This is a genomic window from Streptomyces collinus, from assembly GCF_031348265.1.
Taxonomy (GTDB): Bacteria; Actinomycetota; Actinomycetes; order Streptomycetales; family Streptomycetaceae; genus Streptomyces; species Streptomyces collinus.
Genome location: NZ_CP133771.1, coordinates 2,956,230 through 2,973,022, shown reverse-complemented (window position 1 = coordinate 2,973,022; position 16,793 = coordinate 2,956,230). Strand labels below are relative to the sequence as shown.

Sequence of the window (16,793 nt, the reverse complement as noted above, 5' to 3'; positions counted from 1 at the left end):
GGTGCATGGATGTGCCGGCCCGGGCGACGCGGGCGCGTCGGTGTGCGGCGGGGGTGAACGGGGCCGGTGTGCGCTCTCCCGGACCCCGTGGGAGCCGTCTCGACCGGTGGATGAATTTCCATACCGTCTGCCCAAATTGACCCCCCAGGTCTACTCTGGATGCGTGCCGGAGGACGTGGGGGGCACGCCGTTTCCGGACGGCCGGGAGCCCGACGACGACCACGACCGCGGGGTGTCGGACGAAGAGTTCGCCTCCGTGGTCTTCGACGAGGCCTTCGTACGCGCGGCCGTGGTGCACGAGCCGACCGCAGTGGAGCGCCTCCTGGCCGCGGCCCAGGCGAGAGCCGAGGCCTCCGAGGCGGAGGCGCGCCGCGCCCACACCAGAGGCGACCGGTTCGACGACGGATACGGCGCGGACGGCCGTCGCGATTTCGGCCGTGATCCCGACCTCGACGACCTCGACGATTCCGACATCATCGAGGACCCCTACGGCGGGACGGGACCGTACTCCAAACAGGTCCGCTGGCACCGCCCCGTCGCCTGGATGCTCGCCCTCGTGATGGGCATCGGCATGGTCGCGCTGGCCTTCACGGCGGTCTACCGGGGAGCGTCCTCCAACCGCGACGAGCCCGCGCCGCCACCCGCCTCGACCGGGCTGGAACAGGGCGGCGGAGCCTCCCCCTCGGCCTCCGCCGACTACTCCCAGCCGGCCGTCTCGGTGATCCCCCGCAACCCCTGACCGGAACCCGCCCATCCTGGTGAGAACCTGTCAGAACTTGTGGTGCAGCGGGGCGTTTACCCGAGCTTCCGGCGACCTACCCTGAAGATATGGGCGGGCCTGGAGACCCACCTGAGGGGCGTCCCGAGGGCGCCCCCGGAGGTGGCGAGGACGAGTACCGATCCGTCGTCTTCGACGAGTCGTTCGTCCGTGCTGCCCGCCTCCAGGAGTTCTCCGCGCAGGAGCGCATCGCCGACCACGCGCCCGCCGTGCGGCGCCGCCCGCCCCTGCGCCGGGGTCTGTCACGGCAGGCCCTCGTCCTGGTCCTGCTGATCGCCGTCGCCTTCGGTACCGCGATCTACATGGGTGTACGGCACCCCTATCAGACCCCTGCCGCCCGGGAGCCCATCGAGCCCCTGCGGATGACCGTCATCCCGCTCGCCCCCGAGGGCAAGGTGCCCGGCAGGGCCGACCTGGAGTACCTGTACGAGCACAGCCCCGCGGCACAGTTCAAGGCCGGCGCGGAGGGCGTGCCGCTGCCCGCCTCGCGGCGTACCGCGCACTTCTCGGACAGTCAGGTCGTGAGCGCCCTGACCACCGCCAAGGACTACATCGTCCGGTCGGCCCTCGACCCGGAGGTGCTCACGGGCGGTGAGGTCCGTGCCGTCCGCGTGCTGCTCGACCCCGACCAGCTGGGACAGTTCGACCAGAGCTTCGCCCGCCCCACCGCCGACGGACGCCACGCGCCCACCGGCTGGCTCGTGCGCTTCGACCCCTCGCGCGCCGAGCTCGCCGACCGCAAGGTCCGGGTCCAGGGCACGCTGCAGGCCGCCGAGGCCGACTCGTCCACGCTTGAGGTCACCGCCGATCACACGTTCGTGTACGCGCTGCGGCCGGCCGGGGCAGGAGGCAAGGACGAGGTGTCCCTGTTCACCCTCCGGCGCGAGCTGCACTTCCGCTTCGACCGGGATGACCTGCGCCTGCACCAGGCCCAGCTCGTCGTCTCCTACGTCCAGGCCGGCCCGCTCTCCTGCGCGGAGGACTCCACGAACCACCTCCGGCCCCTCCTCGCCGGCCAGACCGCCAAGGAGGGCGGCCCCGCGGGCACCGATCCCTACGCCACGGGCAGCGCGACGGCCCTGTGCGGCACCCTGGCGACGAGCGCGCAGCCGAAGGTCTGAGGAGGCTCGGAGAGGGGGGAGGGGCTAGCTCCCGTCCGACGGCGGCCGGTCGTCCCCCGAGGGGTCCGACGGGCCCGACTCCGGGCCCTGGGACGGCTTGGCGGAAGGGCCGGTGAAGCCGCCGAAGCCGCGGCGGACCCGGTCGCCCAGGTCACCGGCGCCGCCCGCGAGGTCCGTGACCAGCTTCATCAGCGGGTCCTTCGAGCTCTTCACATGGGTGCCGTAGTGGTTCGCCGACTCCCGCCAGGAGTCCCGGACCGAGGTGTCCTTGTCCTCGTCGCGCCGCGGGTAATGGCCGTCCATGATCCGCTGGTAGTCCCGCGACTCGGCCCACTTCTTCAGCTCGGCCGCCCGCACGGTGGTGAAGGGGTGGGAGCGGGGCAGCACGTTCAGGATCTTCAGCACGGAGTCGCGCAGGTCGCCCCCGGCCTCGTACTCCTCGGCCTGGGCGAGGAACGCGTCCACGTTCATCTCGTGCAGGTGGTTGCCGCCCGCGATCTTCATCAGGCCCCGCATGGAGGCCTGCAGATCCTGCCCGACCAGCAGCCCCGCGCGGTCCGCGCTCAGCTCCGACTTGCGGAACCACTCCCGCAGCCCGGTCACGATCGCCATGATCGCGAGGTTGCCCAGGGGGATCCAGGCGACCCGGACGGCGAGGCTGGTCAGGAACAGCAGGATCGTCCGGTAGACGGAGTGCCCGGACAGCGCGTGCCCCACCTCGTGCCCGACGACCGCCCGCATCTCCTCCTCGTCGAGCAGTTCGACGAGGCCGGTCGTGACGACGATGATCGGCTCGTCCAGGCCGATGCACATCGCGTTGGGCTGCGGGTCCTGGTTCACGTACATCGGCGGGACCTTCTCCAGGTCCAGGATGTAGCAGGCGTCCCGCAGCATCACGTTCAGATGGGCGAACTGCTGGTCCGAGACCCGTACGGAGTCGGACAGGAACAGCAGCCGCAGACTGCGCTCGGGCAGCAGACCGCTGAGCGCCTTGAACACCGTGTCGAACCCGCTCAGCTTGCGCAGCGCCACCAGCGCGGAGCGGTCGGCCGGGTGTTCGTACGTACGCGAGGAGATCCCGGGGAAGCGCCTGCGCTGCCTGCTCGGCACGTGCTCGTGCCCGTTGTGCTCGTGGCCGTCGGACATGTCTTCCCCCATGCGTCTGTTGTGACCTTTGCGGCCCCTTGTGCGGCCTTTTGCTTCCCCGAGGCAGAGCCCAGCCTAGGCGGAGTTACGGTGGTCGGGCAGTACAGCGAAGGAGACCACCGCCATGGAGCAGCACCCCGCATCCGCCTGGCTCGCCGAGGCCGCGAGCACCGCCGAACGGCAAGGGGGACCGGGGATGCTGCGGTACGTACTGCTCGTGATGATCGTGGGCTGTGTGCTGACCGCATGGTTCCTGCTGCGTGGCTACAGACGGAAGGACGACTGAGGCCACACGAAGGTTCCCCGCCGGGTCCCGGGACCGGTCCGGTGGCGGCACGGGTGGCCGCCCGCGGCACGAACAGGCGGAGTCGTGGTGATCGCGCGGCGGGCGCCCGCTTACGATGAGCCGACGTCTTTAACCCGCCCACACGCGATAGGTCCTGCCGAAGATGAGCTTCCACAGCACCGCTGCCCAGTTGGTCACCCTCGCCGCCGAGGGCGAGGAGCACGGCGGAAACCACGAGAGCCTCAGCCCCTACCTCACCGGCGGCGGCGCGCTCTTCATCCTTCTGCTTCTGCTGTGGATCACCACCCGCTTCAACCGCGACCGCTGAGACCGGCGGGGCATCCCGCCGAGGAGGCCCAGGGGACCACGGGGGCGGCCGGAGCCCTCAGGCAGGGCCGGTAGGGTCTGCACGCATGGGAGAGCAGGACATGCCTACCGGTCCGGCGCACGAGACGCCGCACGACCCGGCACAGGACACGGCGAGCGGTACCGGGCGACACCCGGAGCCCCGCCGTGCCTCCGCGGCGGCCGGGACCGACGGTCCCCGCACGAGCCCGTCGCGGCCGGGCAAGCGCCGCCTCGGCGTCATGGGCGGCACCTTCGACCCGATCCACCACGGGCACCTGGTGGCGGCCAGCGAGGTCGCCGCGGCGTTCCACCTCGACGAGGTGGTCTTCGTCCCGACCGGCCAGCCCTGGCAGAAGAGCCACCGCAGCGTCTCGCCGGCCGAGGACCGCTACCTGATGACGGTCATCGCGACCGCCGAGAACCCGCAGTTCTCCGTGAGCCGCATCGACATCGACCGCGGCGGCCCCACCTACACCGTGGACACCCTGCGCGACCTGCGCGCGCTCAACCCGGACACGGACCTGTTCTTCATCACCGGCGCCGACGCGCTCGCCCAGATCCTCACCTGGCGGGACAGCGAGGAACTGTTCTCCCTGGCGCACTTCATCGGAGCCACCCGGCCGGGCCACCACCTGGACGACTCCGGGCTTCCCGAGGGCGGTGTCTCACTGGTGGAGGTTCCCGCTCTGGCCATCTCCTCCACCGACTGCCGTGCGAGAGTCGCCAAGGGCGATCCCATCTGGTACCTGGTGCCGGACGGAGTCGTGCGCTATATCGACAAGCGCGAGCTGTACCGCGGCGAGTGAGCCGAGAGGGGCACCGGTGAACGACCGATACGACGCGGGGGCCGCGAACCACGGCGCCGACCAGTACGAACTCGTCGGCTACGACGAGTACGGCCAGCCTGTCTACCGGCAGGTCCGGCCCCAGCAGTCCCAGCAGCAGACGTACGACCCGTACGCCCAGCAGACCCAGCAGTACGACCAGGGCTACGGCTACGACCCGTACGCGCAGCAGGGCACGCAACCGCCCGCCTACGACTACGGTGCCTACGACCCGTACGCCACCGGCTCGCACCAGGGCGGCGGCCCCGCGCCGGGCACCGCGCACGACCCCTACGGCCGGACCACCGCAGCGGAAGCACCCGGCCGGCAGCCCCACGCCGAACAGGCCGCGCAGCAGACCGCGCACATCCCGCAGCAGACCGCCCACATCCCGCAGCAGGCCGGCCCGGCGCACGACCAGGAAGCCCCCGCCGAACCGCAACGGGAGTACCACACCGAGCAGTTCGCCTTCGTCGAGGAACCGGACGCCAACTCCGAAGACGTCATCGACTGGCTGAAGTTCACCGAGAACCGCACCGAGCGCCGCGAGGAGGCCCGGCGCCGGTCCCGCAGCCGGATCGTCGCCCTGGCGGTCGTGTTCGCGCTCGTCGCGGCCGGCGGCGTCGGCTACCTCTGGTACGCGGGGAAGCTGCCCGGCCTCTCCTCCGACGGCTCCGCGACCGGCACAGCGACGGCCGCGGGCGCCCAGAAGCGCGACGTGATCGTCGTCCACCTGCACGACATCAAGGGCGACGGCACCGCCACGGCCCTCCTGGTCGACAACACCACCACCCAGCGGGGCACCACCGTCCTGCTGCCCAACTCGCTCGCCCTGACCAGCGACGACGGCACCACGACGACCCTGGCCAAGTCGGTCGAGGACGACGGCTCCGACGGCACCCGCGACGCGCTCGACACGGTCCTCGGCACCGACATCGAGGGCACCTGGCGCCTGGACACCCCCTACCTGCAGAACCTCGTCGACCTCGTCGGCAACATCGACGTCGACACCGACACCGACGTCCCCGACCCCACCGCCAAGAAGAAGGGCACTGCCCCCCTGGTCAACAAGGGCCGGGACCAGACCCTCAGCGGCAAGATGGCCGTCGCCTACGCCACCTACCGCGCCCCCGGCGAGGCCCAGGACGCCCAGCTGAAGCGCTTCGGGCAGGTCCTGCAGAGCGTCCTGCGCAAGCTGTCCTCCGACCCGCAGGCCGCGACGACCACGATCCAGACACTCCAGCAGATCCTCGACCCGTCCCTCACCGACAAGGACCTCGGAACCTTCCTCGCCGGGCTCTCCGACCTCGCCAAGGGCGGCGACTACAAGACGGACCTGCTGCCCGTCCGGAGCGACGGCACGCTCAGCGCCCAGACCGGCGCGGGGATCGTCAGGAACGTCCTCGGCGGCACCGCCAAGAGCCCGGACAAGGACGCCGCCGTCAGCGTCTCCGTCCAGAACGCCACCGGCGTCGAGGACAACACCGAAAAGGCCCGCGTCGTGCTCCTCAACGGCGGCTTCACCTTCCTGGAGGGCGGCACGGGCACCGCCCGGGCCACCTCGCAGGTCGTCTACGCCGACGCCGCCGGCAAGGCGAACGCCGCCGAGGTCGCGAAGACCCTGGGCCTTCCCGCGGGCTCCGTGACCAAGGGGAAGGTCTCCGGGAGCGCCGACGTCTCCGTCGTCCTCGGCCAGGACTACAAGCCGTCGTCCGACTAGACGACGGGAGGGCGCCCCTCACGTGATCCGGGTTATCGCGTAGGGGGCGCACGGCGGTCCGTGAGACCCTTGGTGGCAAGTGTCCGCCGACCGAAAGCCATGCAGTGACCGTGACCGACCGCTCTCACGAGCTGATCAACACCGCCGCCCAGGCGGCCGCCGACAAGCTGGCCCACGACATCGTCGCCTACGACGTCAGTGACGTGCTGTCCATCACGGACGCCTTCCTGCTGGCCTCGGCGCCCAACGACCGCCAGGTCAAGGCGATCGTCGACGAGATCGAGGAGCGCCTCTCGAAGGAACTCGGCGCGAAGCCGGTGCGCCGCGAGGGCGACCGCGAGGCCCGCTGGGTCCTCCTCGACTACGTCGACATCGTCGTCCACGTGCAGCACAGCGAGGAGCGTGTCTTCTACGCCCTGGAGCGGCTGTGGAAGGACTGCCCCGAGCTCGAACTGCCCGAGGAGGCCAAGGCCACCCGCGGCAAGGCCGAGGAGCACGCCAAGCTGCGCGCGGCCGAGGAGGCGGCGGAGCTGGACGGTGAGTGGCGGTGACCTCCATCAGTGAGGCGTCCGCCGGAACGGGCCGTGGCCGTCGCATCATCCTGTGGCGGCACGGCCAGACCTCGTGGAACGTGGAGCGCCGCTTCCAGGGCAGCACGGACGTCGAGCTGACCGAGACCGGTCTCGCCCAGGCCCGCCGCGCCGCCCGGCTGCTCGCCTCCCTGAAGCCGGACGCGATGGTCGCCTCCGACCTCCGGCGCGCCGCGGCCACGGCCGCCGAGCTCGCCACGCTCACCGGCCTCCACATCACCCACGACGAGGCGCTGCGCGAGACCTACGCGGGCGTCTGGCAGGGCCTGACGCACGAGGAGATCATCGCCCGGTACGGCGACGAGTACGCCGCGTGGAAGCGCGGTGAGCCCGTCCGCCGTGGCGGCGGCGAACTGGAGACCGAGGTCGCCGACCGAGCCGCCCCCGTGGTGCTCCGGCACGCGGAGAAGCTCCCCGAGGACGGCACGCTCGTCGTGGTCAGTCACGGCGGCACGATCCGCACCACGATCGGCCGCCTGCTGGGTCTCGATCCCCGCCACTGGGAGAGCCTCGGCGGACTCTCCAACTGCTGCTGGTCCGTGCTCGGCGAAGGCGCCCGCGGCTGGCGCCTGCTGGAGCACAATGCCGGCACCCTGCCGGAACCGGTGCTCGGCGACGACGACTGACCCCGGATTTCACTTTCCGGCAGGTCGCAGGCTAAAGTTCTTCTTGTTCGCCCCGCCAGACGGGGAGAGCGCAAGGGGCTATAGCTCAGTTGGTAGAGCGCCTGCATGGCATGCAGGAGGTCAGGAGTTCAATTCTCCTTAGCTCCACGTCAAGATCCCGTTCCCGCTCAGGGGGCGGGATTTTTCGTGCTCCGGCTTGAGTCACTCGGCCTGGCTGAGGCGTATACCTCTACGGCCCCGCCGGGTGCCGTGTCCGGACTGGTACTGAGGCGTCGCTGACCGTATTGGTCCGGCCGTGGCAGAATCAAACGGCCGGAAGGGGGCGCGGCCCGACGGGAGGAGTAGCGATGCCTGCGAGCATCCGCGAGGAGGTCGACCACCTCCTCGGAGCAGCGTTCACACGGGACATGTCCACCCGCCTCAGCTGCCCTTCCTGCGGTTCCGCGCACGTGGCCCAGATGCTCGGCGACAACGGCGGGGTTTCCTACGTGTGCACGGCCTGCGGCCACAGCTGGAGCTGATCGATGGGTGCACACAGGCGGAAGTGCGACTGGTGCGGCAGTGGGACTCCGATCGTCCGCGACATGGAACCGATCAATCCCGACTACCAGTACTGGTGCGAGGAATGCGCGCGGGCGCTGATCATAAAAGGCGACCCGATCGAGACGTACCGCGAGTTGGAGGGCGAGCCGATCTACGGCCGGCTTCTGGAGGAGCACTGCACGCTCAAGCGGTTCTACTCGTTCGTCACGGCATAACGGGCATTTCGGGCGAAGCGAAACCGATTTGGTGTTGGGGCTGATGGGCCAGTAATGTTGGCTTCGCCGCCGGGGAAACCCGGAGGAGCACCGGCAAGGGGCTATAGCTCAGTTGGTAGAGCGCCTGCATGGCATGCAGGAGGTCAGGAGTTCAATTCTCCTTAGCTCCACAGAAGTTGAGAAGCGGGTCATCCGATCGGATGACCCGCCTTCTTGTCGTGGGTATGCGTACGGCGGGCCCCTTCCAGGGGCCCGCCGTACGTGTGCTCAGCGGCCGAGAGCGCGGCGCCCGCGGCCCTGGGAGAGGACCGGGAGGTTGCGGGACGGCGCGCCCGGCGCGCCCGCCTCCTCGATGCGCAGCGCCAGCGCCGGGCAGCGGCGCACCGCGCGTAGAGCCTTCGCCTCGGCGTACCGCGGCACCTGTGCCTGCGCCACGGTCGGGAAGCCGTCGGCCCCCAGCTGGAACACCTCCGGAAGGATGTCCGCGCACAGCCCGTGGCCCCGGCACAGCGTCCAGTCGACGTAGATTTTCTGGCGGCTGGGGCCGTTCTCCTCGGACTCGCCGCCGCCCGGGATGCCCGTCGGGGCCTTGCCGCCCTCGAAGAGCGGCAGAACGCCCTCCACGGGCCGTCCGCAGCCGTTGCCGAGGACGTGGGCGGCCAGGTCGTCCGTGAACGCCTTGATGGTCGACTCCAGGAACATCGCGGAGCCGTCCGGATGCGAGCACGCGCCGCGCCGCTTCACGTTCTTGGCGACCTGCTTGAGCGCCTCCAGGGCGGCCGGCCCGCCGCCGTTGAGGATGTCCTCCAGACCGCGCGCGGCGGCGGGCAGACCGAGGTAGCAGGGGCCGCACTGGCCCGCGCTCTCCTCGGCCAGCCACTGCGCCACCCGCAGTGACTCGCCCAGCGGGCAGGTGTCCTGAGTGATCGGCAGAATCGCGCCGGCGCCGAGCGCGCCGCCCACGGCGTCCAGGGAGTTGCGGGACACGATCGCCTCGTTGACCGTCGCCGCGTCGATCCACTTGCCGTGGTAGCCGCCGGTGAGCACGCCCTGCGGTACCGGCGGTGCGCCGGCGAGCTGCAGGACGTACCGCAGGGGCACGCCCGTCGGGACCTCGATCACCATGGGGCGGGCGACCGCGCCGGAGACCGTGAGCATGACGGTGCCCGGCTCGTCGTACAGGCCGGTGTTGCCGTAGCGCTCCGGGCCGATGCGGGCGGCGATCGCCAGCTGGGCGAAGGTCTCGGCGTTGGACAGCAGGGTGGGTGCGCCGCCGACGCCGTTCTGCGAGGCGCTGACCTTGCGGCCGGGCGGGATGGCCGGCCCGCCGTCGATCGAGCGGATCAGTGACGCGGCCGCACCGGTGACCATGCGGACCGGATTGCGCTGGACACGCGCGCGCAGCGCCGAGCGGCGGCCGTTGTTGAGGCCGCGTTCGGCGAGCGCGGCCTCCATGGAGCGCTGGGTCGACTCACGGGTGACCCCCACCACGAGCGTGCGGGCACCCAAGGCCTCGGCGCACAGCAGCGCGCCGTCCAGGATCAGATGAGGAGCACGGTTGATCAGCACCGTGTCCTTGCGGCAGGCCGGCTCGTCCTCGCTGCCGTTCACGACGACGACCGGCCGGACGCCGCGCTTGATCGCCGCCTCGGCGACCGAGCGCAGCTTCTTGTGGAAGGGGAAGCCCGCGCCGCCGCGGCCCTTCAGGTTGATGCGTTCGGCGAGCTGCGCGAGCTGCTCACCGCCCATCGGCTCGAGCGGCCCGTGCACCTTGAGGTGCATGGGCAGATCGAGCCGATCGACAAGGTCGAAGCCCGACGTGAGCTGGGGAAGACCGACCACGCGGACTTCGGGTACGTCGGGCAGGGCCTCGTTCACTTAAAGCCTCCGGAAGGCGTGTTCCAAGGTTCGCCCGATCCCGGAGCGTCGAAGTCGTAGGACGCACCGGGATTTGTGTCAGTGGCGGGACCGCTGTTGTACGTGTCGTTCGGGTAGTACGTGTCGTAGACGGCATTCGTCTCACCCGTGTCGTACACGTCACTCGATCCGTAACCGGCGGCGCCTGGATTGCCATAGGCCGGGATGCTTTGTCCGGTGTCCTGCAGGGGGTCGTAGGGCGGGATGTTGAAGCCCGTGTCCTGGAGCGGGTCGTAGGCGGACGGCGGGGCCTCGCCGACCGGGGGCGGGGACGGGATGGGCCAGTTGCCCGAGGTGCTGGAGGGGCCGTCCACGGTCGGGATGGTCTCGGTGGGCTGCATGTCCAGCGGCAGCTGCATGCTGGTGGTCGGCCCGGGCGCGAAGGCCTGCTGGCCCTGGGGCGGGCCCGAGACGGCCCGGTAGGCGGCGGCGAAGCCGTTCGCCGGTTCCTTGGCCGCGGGGCGTTCCGCCCTCTCGTACAGCGGCCCGGACGGGGACGCCGAGGGGCGTGCGGGTGTCTCCCGGCCGTCGTAGCCGGGCAGCGCGGAGCCGGCGCCGGCCCGGGCCCGGCTCTCCTCCAGATCCCTGCGGCCCAGGCCCTCACCGGGCCCGATCAGCGAGGCGACCTTGTCGGCGACCTTGCGCTTGACCTGGCGCGGAGCGGCGCGCAGGGCGAGCGCTCCGGCCACGCCGACCAGGGCCAGGCAGTACAGGATGAGGAAGATCGGCTTGGCCGCGCGACCCGCGTAGAGTCCGTGGACCAGGGCGGCGCACCAGGCCGGGTAGGCCAGCATGTGCATGGCCCGCCAGCGGGCGGCGACCGGCGCGGGGGACGCGAAGCGGTTACGCAGCACGCCGGTGATGCCCACGAAAATCATGAGCATGCCTGCCAGGGTGCCCAGGCCGATCAGGAACGACCGGCCCGCGACCAGTTCGTCGTCGGTGAACAGCAGCCCGAAGGGGATCACCGCGGCGACCCACGAGGTGTGGGACAGCGCCAACTTCACCCCGATGTGCACCAGCAGGAAGGCGATCGAGGCGACGGCCGTGGTCCGGTGCACGGCCTGCGCCAGGATGCGGCGGCGCGCGTCGAGAAGGATCCGGTCCTGGGCCACGAGGCCCCAGATCACGGATGCCGTCAGACACACGAGGGACAACACGCCCGCACCGAAGTTGAGGAACTCGGCGAACGAGTCGTCTGCCGTGGAGTCGTAGGGATTCACGACCGGCCTCCCCACGTCCCGGCGTGCGGGGGTGGCGAGCTGATACTGCGATGAGGGTTCATGGGGGCAACTCCGAGCGGTTCGGGAAAGCAGCGGTCCCGCTGCCGAACTCTAAGCGGAGCCATACCGATCAGTACGAGGTTTGAGTTATTGCGTTGTTATCAAAGGACAATCTGGCTGCTGTGATGTCCTTTAGTAGCTGTTACGCGAAGTAACTATTGACCTTGGTTCAGCTTGTTTGGGCACCGAGACAGCCCCTCGGAAGTGCGTCGCGACGCGCTGGGGGCCTGCGGTACCCTAGCGCCATGCGTGCCGTACGCCTTCTGCTTAGCGGGCCGCGCTGATCAGTCCCGGCCACCGGACGAACCGAGTGGCCGGCATCGGCGCGGCGTCCCCTCCTGTGCGAGGGGATTTTTCGTTTCTCGAATCAGACAGCCGCAGGCAGAGACGATCGATGGAGCTTTGAGGATCATGAGCGAGACGAACCCCGCCGCCACCTCCGAGGTGGCGGCGCCGCACCGCTACACGGCCGCCATGGCTGCCGAGATCGAGGCACGCTGGCAGGACTTCTGGGACGCCGACGGCACCTACGCCGCACCCAACCCCAAGGGTGACCTGGCCGGTGCCCCGGAGATCGTCGCCCGCCCCAAGAAGTTCATCATGGACATGTTCCCGTACCCCTCCGGTGCGGGCCTGCACGTCGGCCACCCCCTGGGCTACATCGCCACGGACGTCTTCGCGCGCTTCCAGCGGATGACCGGCCACAACGTCCTGCACACCCTGGGCTTCGACGCCTTCGGCCTGCCCGCCGAGCAGTACGCGGTGCAGACCGGCACGCACCCGCGCGTGTCCACCGAAGCCAACATGGAGAACATGAAGTCCCAGCTGCGCCGGCTGGGCCTGGGCCACGACAAGCGCCGGTCGTTCGCCACGATCGACCCGGACTACTACAAGTGGACCCAGTGGATCTTCCTGCAGATCTTCAACTCCTGGTACGACCACGACGCCCGCCGGGCCCGCCCGATCGCCGAGCTGGTCGCCGCGTTCGAGTCCGGTGAGCGGCCCGTACCGGGGCACACGCGCGCGTGGGGCGAGCTGAGCGCCGCCGAGAAGGCCGACGTCCTGGGTGAGTTCCGGCTGGCCTACGCCTCCGACGCGCCGGTCAACTGGTGCCCCGGGCTGGGCACCGTGCTGGCCAACGAGGAGGTCACCGCCGAGGGCCGCTCCGAGCGCGGCAACTTCCCGGTCTTCAAGGCCAAGCTGCGCCAGTGGAACATGCGCATCACGGCCTACGCCGACCGGCTGCTGGAGGACCTGGAGGAGCTGGACTGGCCCGAGGCCATCAAGCTGCAGCAGCGCAACTGGATCGGCCGCAGCGAGGGTGCCCGCGTCGACTTCCCCATCGACGGCGAGCGCATCACCGTCTTCACCACCCGCCCCGACACCCTGTTCGGCGCCACCTACATGGTGCTGGCGCCCGAGCACCCGCTGGTGGAGAAGTTCACCCCGGCCGCCTGGCCCGAGGGCACGCACGACGTCTGGACCGGCGGTCACGCGACCCCGGGCGAGGCCGTCGCCGCCTACCGCGCCCAGGCCGCCTCGAAGTCCGACGTGGAGCGCCAGGCCGAGGCCAAGGACAAGACCGGCGTCTTCATCGGCGCGTACGCCACCAACCCGGTCAACGGCGAGCAGGTCCCGGTCTTCATCGCCGACTACGTCCTGATGGGCTACGGCACCGGCGCGATCATGGCGGTCCCGGCCGGTGACCAGCGCGACTTCGAGTTCGCGCGCGCCTTCGAGCTGCCGATCCACTGCATCGTCGAGCCGACCGACGGCCGCGGCACGGACACCTCGACCTGGGAGAACGCCTTCTCGTCGTACGACGCGAAGATCATCAACTCCTCGAACGACGAGGTGAGCCTGGACGGCCTGGACGTCGCCGAGGCCAAGGCCCGCATCACCGAGTGGCTGGAGCGGTCCGGCGTCGGCGAGGGCACTGTCAACTTCCGGCTGCGCGACTGGCTGTTCAGCCGCCAGCGATACTGGGGCGAGCCCTTCCCGATCGTCTACGACGAGGACGGCATCGCCCACGCGCTGCCCGAGTCGATGCTGCCCCTGGAGCTGCCCGAGGTCGAGGACTACTCGCCGCGCACCTTCGACCCGGATGACGCCGACACCCAGCCCGAGACCCCGCTGTCGCGCAACGAGGACTGGGTCAACGTCACCCTGGACCTGGGCGACGGCCGCGGTCCGCGCGCGTACCGGCGCGAGACCAACACCATGCCCAACTGGGCCGGTTCCTGCTGGTACGAGCTGCGCTACCTGGACCCGCACAACTCCGAGAAGCTGGTCGACCCCGAGATCGAGCAGTACTGGATGGGCCCGCGCGAGGGCCAGCCGCACGGCGGCGTCGACCTGTACGTCGGCGGCGCCGAGCACGCCGTGCTGCACCTGCTGTACGCGCGCTTCTGGTCCAAGGTCCTGTACGACCTGGGCCACGTCTCCTCCGCGGAGCCGTTCCACAAGCTGTTCAACCAGGGCATGATCCAGGCCTACGTGTACCGCGACAGCCGTGGCATCGCGGTGCCGGCCGCCGAGGTGGAGGAGCGCGACGGCGCCTACTGGTACCAGGGCGAGAAGGTCTCCCGGCTGCTGGGCAAGATGGGCAAGTCCCTGAAGAACGCGGTCACTCCGGACGAGATCTGCGCCGAGTACGGAGCCGACACGCTGCGCCTGTACGAGATGGCCATGGGCCCGCTGGACGTCTCCCGGCCGTGGGACACGCGCGCGGTGGTCGGCCAGTTCCGGCTGCTGCAGCGGCTGTGGCGCAACATCGTCGACGAGGCGACCGGCGACCTGACGGTGGTGGACGCCGAGCCCGACGAGGACACGCTGCGGGCCCTGCACAAGGCGATCGACGGGGTCGGCGGCGACCTGGAGGGCATGCGGTTCAACACCGCCATCGCCAAGGTCACCGAGCTGAACAACCACCTGACCAAGGTGGGCGGGGCCGTGTCCCGCCCGGTGGCCGAGGCCCTGGTGCTGATGGTCGCGCCACTGGCCCCGCACATCGCCGAGGAGCTGTGGCGCCGGCTGGGGCACACCGACTCGGTGGTGCACCAGGACTTCCCGGTGGCCGACCCGGCGTACGTCGTCGACGAGACCGTGACCTGCGTCGTGCAGATCAAGGGCAAGGTCAAGGCGCGGCTGGAGGTCGCGCCGTCGATCTCCGACGACGAGCTGGAGAAGGCCGCGCTGGCGGACGAGAAGGTCGTCGCCGCGCTGGGCGGGGCCGGGATCCGGAAGGTGATCGTGCGCGCGCCGAAGCTGGTGAACATCGTTCCGGCGTAGCCGCCGGGGCGTGCGGACCGCTCTCGGGGTGGGTTCTCATGGGCAGGGCCCCATGTGCAGGGCCCCCTCGGGGGCCCCTACGGGCAGGACCCGGGCAGGACCCCTCTCGGGGTGGTCCCCTACGGGCAGGACCCGGGCAGGACCCCTCTCGGGGTGGTCCCCTACGGGCAGGACCCGGGCAGGACCCCTCTCGGGGTGGTCCCCTACGGGCAGGTTCGGGGTTTTTCTGGAACTCCGGGCCTGCCTGTTGCGTTTACCGTTGAAGAGCGACGCGAAGCGCCGTGACGTCCGAGGAGGAGCCCTTGTGGATGCAGTGATCGCCGTCTTCGCCCTGCTCATCGTGCTTCTGTTCGGGCTCGGGGCGTACGCCACCGTGAAGGCGGTCGGCGCCGCCAAGCGCGGCGTGGACCGTGGCATCACCCAGGCCCGCCGCACGGTCGAGGACCACACACTGCGCGCCAAGTCCTTCGCCCAGCCCGGCGCCGCGGGGGAACTGGCCCAGCTCCGGCTGAAGCTGCGCACCTCGATGCGCACCACGCAGGAGGCGCTGCACGCGGCCGTCGCAGAGGACGAGTCCCTGAAGGAGTCCGTCGGCCTCTTCGAACGGCTCAGTGCGCACGGCCACGAGCTGGACGACGAGCTCAAGCGTCTGGAGTCCGAGCCGGACCGCGCCGCGCTCATCGAGCGGCTGCCCGGGCTGCGCGAGCGAACCGAACGCATCACGCACTCGGCCGACTCGCTGCGCTGGGCGGCCCGCGACCGGGCCCGCCGCTTCGCGGACGACGACCTGGACTCGCTCAGCGCCCAGATCGACCTGGAGTCCGGAGCGCTGCGGCACTGGACGGCTCCGGAGCCGCAACCCGCGTCCTCCGAGCAGCCTTCGTCCTCGGCGCAGTCCGCGACCACCCGGCAGCAGCCCTCGCCCTCGGCGCAGTCCGGGTCCGCCCGGCAGCAGGCCGCGCCGTCGCAGTCCGGGCCGCCGCCGTGGCCCGAGGCGCCCGCCGCCGATGCCGCCACGGCCGGGCAGACCTGGCCGGACACCGCGCAGTCGAGCTCCGCGCAGGAGCCGGTGCGGCCCGCCATCACGCCGCCGGCAGCACGCCCGACCTACCCCTGGCAGAAGAAGCCCCGCCCCGAGAGCACCACTTGATCCGGCCACGCGTGCCGCGGGGCGCGGGGGCCGGACTGCCGCACGGGCGCTACGGCAGGTAACCTCCAGCTCATGTCCCGCCATGTCGCGATCGTCACCGATTCAACGGCCTACCTGCCGGCCCGGACGATGGAGCGGCACGGCATCACGGCGGTACCTCTGACGGTGGTCCTCGGCGACCGGGCACTGGAAGAGGGCACCGAGATCTCGACCCGCGCCCTCGCCCAGGCTTTGCAGAAGCGGCGTCCCGTGACGACCTCGCGGCCGGCTCCCGCGGTCTTCGAGGAGACGTACCGCAAGGTCGCCGAGTCCGGTGCCACCGGCATCGTCTCCCTCCACCTCTCCGCCGAACTCTCCGGGACGTACGACGCGGCCGTCGTGGCCGCACGGCAGGCCCCGGTGCCGGTGCGGGTGGTGGACACGGGCATGATCGCGATGGCGCTCGGGTTCTGCGCGCTCGCCGCCGCGGAGGCCGCGGAGTCGGGCGGGACGGTGGACGAGGCCGTCGCGGCCGCGGAGAAGAGGGCCGCGGGCACCTCCGCCTACTTCTACGTCGACACCCTCGACTACCTGCGGCGCGGCGGCCGTATCGGTGCCGCGCAGGCCCTGCTGGGGTCGGCGCTCGCGGTGAAGCCGCTGCTGCAGCTGACCGACGGCCGTATCGAACCGCTGGAGAAGGTGCGGACCGCGTCCAAGGCGATCGCCCGCCTCGAGGAGATCGCGGCCGACCGCGCGGGCAGTGCCCAGGTGGATGTCGCCGTGCACCATCTCGCCGCCCCGGACCGGGCGTCGGCCCTCGCCGACCGGCTGCGGACGCGGGTGTCCGGACTGGCCGATCTGCATGTCAGCGAGGTCGGGGCGGTGATCGGGGCGCACACGGGGCCCGGGCTGCTGGGAGTTGTGGTTTCGCCCCGGTGAACATTGCTGAGGGGCTCGGATCGCCCGTGTGAGGGAC

At 70.8% G+C, this 16,793-nt stretch carries 16 protein-coding genes and 2 tRNA genes; 15 read left to right on the top strand and 3 right to left on the bottom strand.

Annotated elements, in window-relative coordinates:
* Positions 1 to 163 precede the first annotated feature (163 nt).
* Both RFN52_RS13430 and RFN52_RS13425 read left to right on the top strand, forming a co-directional pair.
* Positions 164 to 739 carry an SCO2584 family spore wall biosynthesis protein gene (locus RFN52_RS13430; RefSeq protein WP_445082011.1) on the top strand — a complete coding sequence of 192 codons (576 nt, stop codon included), beginning with the start codon at positions 164 to 166 and terminating at the stop codon, positions 737 to 739.
* Positions 740 to 828: 89 nt separating this feature from the next.
* Positions 829 to 1,899 (top strand): SCO2583 family membrane protein, encoded by a 1,071-nt coding sequence (locus tag RFN52_RS13425; RefSeq protein ID WP_184846296.1) that lies wholly within the window; start codon positions 829 to 831, stop codon positions 1,897 to 1,899.
* Positions 1,900 to 1,923: 24 nt separating this feature from the next.
* Here the strand turns inward: RFN52_RS13425 and RFN52_RS13420 are convergent, their stop codons facing one another.
* Entirely contained in the window at positions 1,924 to 3,045 is a 1,122-nt protein-coding gene (locus RFN52_RS13420) for a M48 family metallopeptidase (RefSeq protein ID WP_184853879.1), read from the bottom strand.
* Between the two features lie 124 nt (positions 3,046 to 3,169).
* On the opposite strand from RFN52_RS13420, the gene RFN52_RS13415 reads away from it, so the two are divergent.
* From RFN52_RS13415 to RFN52_RS13370, 10 genes are all read left to right on the top strand, one after another.
* On the top strand, positions 3,170 to 3,331 hold the full coding sequence (locus RFN52_RS13415) for a hypothetical protein (RefSeq protein WP_184846294.1): 162 nt from the start codon (positions 3,170 to 3,172) through the stop codon (positions 3,329 to 3,331).
* 163 nt (positions 3,332 to 3,494) lie between these two features.
* Complete coding sequence (locus RFN52_RS13410; RefSeq protein ID WP_003990192.1) at positions 3,495 to 3,659, top strand: hypothetical protein; 165 nt, start codon at positions 3,495 to 3,497, stop codon at positions 3,657 to 3,659.
* Positions 3,660 to 3,744: 85 nt separating this feature from the next.
* Entirely contained in the window at positions 3,745 to 4,485 is a 741-nt protein-coding gene (gene nadD, locus RFN52_RS13405; RefSeq protein ID WP_184846292.1) for a nicotinate-nucleotide adenylyltransferase, read from the top strand.
* Between the two features lie 16 nt (positions 4,486 to 4,501).
* Positions 4,502 to 6,223 (top strand): LytR C-terminal domain-containing protein, encoded by a 1,722-nt coding sequence (locus RFN52_RS13400; RefSeq protein WP_184846290.1) that lies wholly within the window; start codon positions 4,502 to 4,504, stop codon positions 6,221 to 6,223.
* 104 nt (positions 6,224 to 6,327) lie between these two features.
* Positions 6,328 to 6,774, top strand: a complete 447-nt coding sequence (gene rsfS / locus RFN52_RS13395) for a ribosome silencing factor (RefSeq protein ID WP_184557959.1) — start codon at positions 6,328 to 6,330, stop codon at positions 6,772 to 6,774.
* Positions 6,765 to 7,439, top strand: coding sequence for a histidine phosphatase family protein (locus RFN52_RS13390; RefSeq protein ID WP_373308471.1), 675 nt, complete (start codon positions 6,765 to 6,767; stop codon positions 7,437 to 7,439). The genes rsfS and RFN52_RS13390 overlap by 10 nt, the downstream gene beginning before the upstream one ends.
* Positions 7,440 to 7,513: 74 nt before the next feature.
* Positions 7,514 to 7,586, top strand: a tRNA-Ala gene (locus RFN52_RS13385).
* A 200-nt stretch (positions 7,587 to 7,786) separates the two neighbouring features.
* Positions 7,787 to 7,960 carry a hypothetical protein gene (locus RFN52_RS13380; protein ID WP_106974245.1) on the top strand — a complete coding sequence of 58 codons (174 nt, stop codon included), beginning with the start codon at positions 7,787 to 7,789 and terminating at the stop codon, positions 7,958 to 7,960.
* 3 nt (positions 7,961 to 7,963) lie between these two features.
* The gene (locus RFN52_RS13375) at positions 7,964 to 8,197 is read left to right on the top strand and encodes a hypothetical protein (protein ID WP_006136074.1); all 234 of its coding nucleotides are present in this window, start codon (positions 7,964 to 7,966) and stop codon (positions 8,195 to 8,197) included.
* A 97-nt stretch (positions 8,198 to 8,294) separates the two neighbouring features.
* A tRNA-Ala gene (locus RFN52_RS13370) sits at positions 8,295 to 8,367 on the top strand.
* A 97-nt stretch (positions 8,368 to 8,464) separates the two neighbouring features.
* On the opposite strand, the gene RFN52_RS13365 is transcribed toward RFN52_RS13370, so the two are convergent.
* Both RFN52_RS13365 and RFN52_RS13360 read right to left on the bottom strand, forming a co-directional pair.
* Positions 8,465 to 10,075, bottom strand: coding sequence for an NADH-quinone oxidoreductase subunit NuoF family protein (locus tag RFN52_RS13365; RefSeq protein WP_184846286.1), 1,611 nt, complete (start codon positions 10,073 to 10,075; stop codon positions 8,465 to 8,467).
* The gene (locus RFN52_RS13360) at positions 10,072 to 11,337 is read right to left on the bottom strand and encodes a ferric reductase-like transmembrane domain-containing protein (protein WP_184846284.1); all 1,266 of its coding nucleotides are present in this window, start codon (positions 11,335 to 11,337) and stop codon (positions 10,072 to 10,074) included. Before RFN52_RS13360 ends, RFN52_RS13365 begins: the two co-directional genes overlap by 4 nt.
* A 471-nt stretch (positions 11,338 to 11,808) precedes the next feature.
* Between RFN52_RS13360 and leuS the strand changes: the two genes are divergently transcribed.
* From leuS to RFN52_RS13345, 3 genes are all read left to right on the top strand, one after another.
* On the top strand, positions 11,809 to 14,688 hold the full coding sequence (gene leuS, locus RFN52_RS13355; RefSeq protein ID WP_184846282.1) for a leucine--tRNA ligase: 2,880 nt from the start codon (positions 11,809 to 11,811) through the stop codon (positions 14,686 to 14,688).
* 304 nt (positions 14,689 to 14,992) lie between these two features.
* A complete protein-coding gene (locus tag RFN52_RS13350) occupies positions 14,993 to 15,838 on the top strand; it encodes a hypothetical protein (RefSeq protein WP_184846280.1) in 846 nt (281 codons plus the stop codon).
* 72 nt (positions 15,839 to 15,910) lie between these two features.
* Complete coding sequence (locus tag RFN52_RS13345) at positions 15,911 to 16,756, top strand: DegV family protein (RefSeq protein ID WP_184846278.1); 846 nt, start codon at positions 15,911 to 15,913, stop codon at positions 16,754 to 16,756.
* Positions 16,757 to 16,793 lie beyond the last annotated feature (37 nt).

Bases quoted from the DNA above. Each gene is read 5' to 3' on its own strand.
- RFN52_RS13425 (WP_184846296.1), top strand. From the start codon at position 829: ATGGGCGGGCCTGGAGACCCACCTGAGGGGCGTCCCGAGGGCGCCCCC.
- RFN52_RS13420 (WP_184853879.1), bottom strand. From the start codon at position 3,045: ATGTCCGACGGCCACGAGCACAACGGGCACGAGCACGTGCCGAGCAGG.
- RFN52_RS13415 (WP_184846294.1), top strand. From the start codon at position 3,170: ATGGAGCAGCACCCCGCATCCGCCTGGCTCGCCGAGGCCGCGAGCACC.
- RFN52_RS13410 (WP_003990192.1), top strand. From the start codon at position 3,495: ATGAGCTTCCACAGCACCGCTGCCCAGTTGGTCACCCTCGCCGCCGAG.
- nadD (WP_184846292.1), top strand. From the start codon at position 3,745: ATGGGAGAGCAGGACATGCCTACCGGTCCGGCGCACGAGACGCCGCAC.
- RFN52_RS13380 (WP_106974245.1), top strand. From the start codon at position 7,787: ATGCCTGCGAGCATCCGCGAGGAGGTCGACCACCTCCTCGGAGCAGCG.
- RFN52_RS13375 (WP_006136074.1), top strand. From the start codon at position 7,964: ATGGGTGCACACAGGCGGAAGTGCGACTGGTGCGGCAGTGGGACTCCG.
- leuS (WP_184846282.1), top strand. From the start codon at position 11,809: ATGAGCGAGACGAACCCCGCCGCCACCTCCGAGGTGGCGGCGCCGCAC.
- RFN52_RS13345 (WP_184846278.1), top strand. From the start codon at position 15,911: ATGTCCCGCCATGTCGCGATCGTCACCGATTCAACGGCCTACCTGCCG.